6 protein-coding genes are annotated in these 5,114 nt (G+C 72.7%); 4 read left to right on the top strand and 2 right to left on the bottom strand.

Annotated features, from left to right (window positions below):
* The coding region (locus I59_RS22560) for a hypothetical protein (RefSeq protein ID WP_031272660.1) at nucleotides 1-271 on the top strand (271 nt) is incomplete at its 5' end.
* Nucleotides 272-316: 45 nt separating this feature from the next.
* On the opposite strand, the gene I59_RS03230 is transcribed toward I59_RS22560, so the two are convergent.
* Both I59_RS03230 and I59_RS03225 read right to left on the bottom strand, forming a co-directional pair.
* A complete protein-coding gene (locus tag I59_RS03230) occupies nucleotides 317-1,078 on the bottom strand; it encodes an alpha/beta hydrolase (protein ID WP_022902645.1) in 762 nt (253 codons plus the stop codon).
* Entirely contained in the window at nucleotides 1,078-1,605 is a 528-nt protein-coding gene (locus I59_RS03225) for a phenolic acid decarboxylase (RefSeq protein ID WP_022902644.1), read from the bottom strand. The genes I59_RS03230 and I59_RS03225 overlap by 1 nt, the downstream gene beginning before the upstream one ends.
* A gap of 64 nt (nucleotides 1,606-1,669) precedes the next feature.
* Here I59_RS03225 and I59_RS03220 point away from each other — a divergent pair, with 64 nt between their 5' ends.
* The 3 genes from I59_RS03220 (at nucleotide 1,670) to I59_RS03205 (ending at nucleotide 4,830) form a co-directional block, all read left to right on the top strand.
* A complete protein-coding gene (locus I59_RS03220; RefSeq protein WP_022902643.1) occupies nucleotides 1,670-2,140 on the top strand; it encodes a MarR family winged helix-turn-helix transcriptional regulator in 471 nt (156 codons plus the stop codon).
* A gap of 451 nt (nucleotides 2,141-2,591) precedes the next feature.
* The gene (locus I59_RS03210) at nucleotides 2,592-3,758 is read left to right on the top strand and encodes an RtcB family protein (protein WP_022902641.1); all 1,167 of its coding nucleotides are present in this window, start codon (nucleotides 2,592-2,594) and stop codon (nucleotides 3,756-3,758) included.
* A gap of 238 nt (nucleotides 3,759-3,996) precedes the next feature.
* Nucleotides 3,997-4,830 carry a DUF1206 domain-containing protein gene (locus tag I59_RS03205; RefSeq protein WP_022902640.1) on the top strand — a complete coding sequence of 278 codons (834 nt, stop codon included), beginning with the start codon at nucleotides 3,997-3,999 and terminating at the stop codon, nucleotides 4,828-4,830.
* Nucleotides 4,831-5,114 lie beyond the last annotated feature (284 nt).

Below are 5,114 nucleotides of genomic sequence, written 5' to 3'. Positions count from 1 at the left end.
GCTCGACCGGGTGTACGGCTGGGGGGCGGCGCTCAGCAGCTTCACACCGCCCCCGACGTTCCTGCTGATCGGCGACCCCGGTTCCACCTCGGCAGCGCAGGTGCGGTCGATGGTCCGCATCAGCCGCACGCTCGGGGTCCGGGTGGTGTGTGACACCTCCCGGACCTCGGGCGAGCAGGGGGGAGACGTCCTCGCGCGGGCGATCGCGGCCGGTGCGACGGCGTGGGACGGCACCCCCGGTGCCGCCGGGGTGGTGTTCACACCGGCGTGACGACCGCGGTCACCGTGGGTGGCTCGACGCCGCACCGCGGAACCGTCAGGAGCCGTCCGCGAGTCCGACGAAGGCGACCAGCCGATCGAGCAGGAGCCGTCGGAACGGCACCGAGGACCAGCCGTGGTCCGCGCCCTCGACCGGGGTGAAGGCTGCCCGGGGCAGCACCTCGCCGTACCGTTCGCCGTACGACAGCGGCACGATCTGGTCGGCCGTGCCGTGCAGGACCTCGGCCGGTCCGGTGTAGCGGTCGATCCCGGCGTACACGTCGAGGCCGGCCGTGACCTCGTCGATGAACGCCGTGCCGAGCGCCATCCCGCCGAAGTCGAAGTACCCCTGCTCGCGGGCCGGCGCGAGTGGCTGCCCCTGGATCTCGTCCTTGCTCGCGATGTCGTCGACGACGACGCCCGCCGGCGACCACAGCGTCAGCGAGGCGACGAGCTCGGGGACCCGGGCCGCTGCCGTCGCGGACTCCACGGCGCCGAGGCTGTGCGCGACCACGTGCACCGGTGCTCCGGCGTCCGCGGCGAGCGTCCGGATCATCGACTCGACCTGGTCGACCTCGTCACCGATGGTGATGTCGGCGAACTCGCCGTCGCTCGTCCCGTGGCCGAGGCGGCTGTACGAGCGGACCACCGCTCCGTGCTCGTGGAGCCGACGGGCGGTCTGCACGAACAACTGCTGGCCGCCGGTGTCCGTGCTGCCGAAGCCGTGCACGAGCAGGACCGCCGGGCGTCCGGGCTCGTCCGTGCCGAGCTCCCAGCCGCGGACCGTCCGGCCCCGGTGGTCGAGGGTGATCGGGCGCATCAGTTCGTCCGGTCCGCGAAGCCGGCGGGCAGGTCGGCGGGCGCTGTGTCGACCACGGTCTCGTCGTCCTCGCCCACGTGCTCGAACAGCGTGATGTGCGCGAACTCGGGCACGACGTAGATCGGGTAGGTCGGGCCCTGGTCGCGGTACTCGCGCATGCGGTCGAGGTGGTCGTTCTGGAAGAGCACGGTCTTGCTGCCGTCCTCCTCCACCCAGTGCGGGAAGAAGATCGTGCCGTGCAGCACGCGCTCGCCCGGGACGACGGTGACGACGACGCTCGTGCCGGTCGGCTCGTTCCACGACACCTTGTACACGCCGGCGGTCAGGGCGACGAGGTCGACCTGCTGGTCCTTGACCCAGCGACCGCCGACCATGCCCGAGTGGATCCGGTAGTCGATGGTGGTGGCGTTCTTGACGTACATCTCGTACTGCCAGCCGTTGGCGTAGGTGTAGATGAACCGGTGTCCGACGATGCCGGAGAGGTCCTGCTCGGGGACGGGGTGTTCGACGCTCGTGGTGATGTCCATGCATTCGAGTTTGCACCCGGAATGCGTTTGTTGCAGACGTAGTTCCGGTGAGTACGCTGAGAGGGTGTCCACCCGCCCGAACGACCACGGCCTGTCCGACGCGGCCCGCCGCCTGAGCGCGGAGATCGGGCCCTTCCGCCGTGCGCTCCTCACCACGGCGCGCCGCTCCGGTGACCTGCCCGACATCCCGGACGCCCAGATCGAGGTCCTCCGGCGACTCGACGCCGACGGGTGGTCGAGCCCGACCGCCCTCGGACGGGCGCTGGGGCTCGCGCGCTCGACGGTCAGCAACCTCGTCGCCGCGATGGAGCGGGACGGGCTCGTCGAGCGCCGGCTCGCCCGCGGTGACGGTCGGAGCACCGAGGTCGGGCTGACCGAGCTCGCCGAGCGCCGGCTCGCGGTCTACGACGAGGCCGCCGAACGGGTGCTCGTCGAGGCCATGGCGGCGTCGTCCGCAGCCGACCGTCGCGTGCTCGCCGAGGCCGGCGCCGTGCTGGAGCGACTCCGCCAGCGTCTCGAGGGCCGCGCGGACTGATGCCCGACGAGCACGTCCGGCGCGCCGACCGCGCCGCCCGCGCCACCGACGACCACGCCCGGGCGTGTCGCTCTTGTGCGCCCCGGGCGTGTCGCACTACTGTCGTCCTCCTGCCCACCGGCAGGACGCCCGCCCCGGGCACCACGGAAGGACTGCGCATGCGCGCCGTACAGCACCCCGAACAGTGGGTCGAGCTCCAGCTCGACGCACTCGTCGTGCTGTCCGAACGGCAGTACGCGAGCCAGTCCCTCCGCAACCCCGCGTAGGCACGCGACCGTCACCCGACGCCCCGCGAGCCCACCCGGCCCGGGGCGTCCCGTCTCCTGCCCTCCCGTCTCCCACCCGACCTCGGCTCGGGTGGACCGGTCGGCAGTCAGGCACCGTCCCGGACCGTCACCCCCGGCCGTCACCCGACGGCCGCCGACCGTCACGGAAAGCGAGACGAACCACCATGCAGCACATCACCGACCGATTGCTCAGCTGGGCCTCCCTGCTCGAGGAGACCACCGAGCAGCAGGCCCGCACGACGGCGCGGATGCCGTTCGTGTTCCCGCACCTCGCCCTCATGCCCGACGCCCACCTCGGCCTCGGCGCCACCGTGGGCTCCGTCATCCCGACCCTCGGCGCGGTCATGCCCGCCGCCGTCGGCGTCGACATCGGGTGCGGCATGATCGCCGTCCGGACGCAGTTCTCCGCGGCCGACCTGCCGTCCGACCTGCGCGGCCTCCGCGAGCAGATCGAGCGTGCGATCCCGCTGTCCGCCGGCGCGTCGAACCGGAAGATCGTCGCGACCGCCGAGCCGCGCATCGCCGAGCTCGAGACGATGGCCGAGGCGGCCGGGTTCGACCCCGCGGGCGCGCACGGCGGGTGGCGGAACCAGCTCGGCACGCTCGGGTCGGGCAACCACTTCATCGAGGTCTCGCTCGACGAGGCCGACCGGGTCTGGCTGTTCCTGCACTCCGGGTCGCGGGGCGTCGGCAACAAGATCGCCCAGCGGCACATCCGGGTCGCGAAGCAGCTGATGCGGCGCTGGTGGATCGAGCTGGCGGACCCCGACCTGGCCTACCTCGTCGAGGGGACCCCGGAGTTCGACCGGTACATCGCCGAGCTCCGGTGGGCGCAGCACTTCGCCCTGCTCAACCGCGAGGAGATGATGGACCGCGTCGTCCGGCAGCTCGCCGAGGTGCTCGGCACCGCGGTCGACGAGCAGGAGCGGATCAACTGCCACCACAACTTCACCCAGCGCGAGACGCACTGGGGGAAGAGCGTGTGGGTCTCCCGGAAGGGCGCGATCCAGGCGCGGGCCGGGCAGCCTGGACTCATCCCGGGCTCGATGGGGACCGCGTCCTACGTCGTGGAGGGCCTGGGCAACAAGCCGTCGCTCGAGTCGTCCCCGCACGGTGCCGGCCGTCGGTTCTCCCGGTCCGCGGCGCGGAAGACCTTCACGCACGACGAGCTCCGCGCCGCGATGGTCGGGATCGAGTACCGCGACACGGACGCGTTCCTCGACGAGATCCCGGCGGCGTACAAGGACATCGACCAGGTGATGGCGGACGCCGCCGACCTGGTCCGCGTCCGGCACACGCTGCGGCAGGTCGTCAACGTCAAGGGTGACTGACTGCCTGGGGCCACGCCGCCGGTTCCGGCCCGTCGCGCCAGCGACGGTCCGGCCGTGCCGGTGGGGAGAGGCGCGAGGCGGGCCCGCACCGCGCCCCCAGTCCGTCCCGTCGTCGGCCTGGAGGCGCGTGGCGGCCTGGCCACGCGCCTCCAGGCCCGTCCTCCCGGCCCGTCACCGGGGCGGTCCGGGGACCGCACGCGGTCCGGACAGGACCGTCCCCGACGGGCACGCTGGACCGATGAGCGGAACGGCGGAACGGGCGGTCAAGGACGCCGGACGGCAGGCACGGCGGGTGGCCGACAGCCGCTGGTTCGAACTGGTGGCACGCGGCGGGTTCATCGGCAGCGGTGTGGTGCACCTCCTCATCGGGTACCTCGTGATCCTGCTCGGCATCGGCAGTGCAGCCGGCGGGAGCGAGACGGATCAGTCCGGCGCCCTGCAGCAGATCGAGCGGGTGCCCGGTGGGGTGTTCCTGCTCTGGGTGGTCGCCATCGGGACCGCTGCCCTCACCATCCGCCTCGTCATCGAGGCCGTCGTCGGTGGGCGGAGCGACAGCGCTCGCGCCTGGGGCGCCCGACTCAAGAACGCCGGCAAGGCCGTGGTCTACGGCGCCATCTCGTGGTCGGCGATGCAGTACGCGACCGGGGCCGGGACGAGCTCGAGCGGATCTTCGCGGACCGCCGCAGCCAAGGCCATCGCGACGCCGGGCGGGGTGTTCCTCCTGCTGCTCGTGGCGCTCGTCGCGATCGCGATCGGCATCGCGCTCGTCGTCGAGGGGGCGCGTCGGTCGTTCTGGAAGCAGCTCGTCCGCCCGCGGCAGCCCATCGAGCACGCGGTGACCGTGCTCGGCGTCGTCGGCTACGTCCTCAAGGGCGTCGCGGTCGTCGCGGTCGGCGTCCTCATCGCCGTCGCGGCGTTCCGGAGCGACCCGGACCAGGCCACGGGCCTCGACGGCGCCTTCGACGCGCTGCACCACATGCCCGGGGGCACCGTGGTGCTCGTGGCGATCGGCATCGGGTTCGTGGCGTTCGGCGTGTACAGCTTCTTCCGGGCGCGGTACGCGCGGCTCTGAGGGCGTGGGGTGCCCTGGTCGTGCGGACCGGCGAAGGGACCGACGTCGACCGCAGGTACGCACGGCGTCGTGATCGACAGGTTGCCGGAGTGCGCGACGGCGAGCAGGGGAGCCGTGTGCTCGGGGGACGTGTCGTCGAAGCCGGGGAGCGTGCGTGGCATCCGCCCACCGCGCTCGTCGACCACGGGTGAACGCGCACCGAGGCCGGCCCAGGTACGCAGGGACCATGGACCCCGAGACCACCGGACCCGTGACCGTCTTCTGCGACGACCGGGCCTCCTCGC

Origin of the sequence: Curtobacterium sp. B8 (genome assembly GCF_000333315.1) — a bacterium.
Lineage (GTDB): Bacteria > Actinomycetota > Actinomycetes > Actinomycetales > Microbacteriaceae > Curtobacterium > Curtobacterium luteum.
Note: the sequence above shows the minus strand (reverse complement) of the source record. Positions and strands in the feature narration are given on the sequence as shown.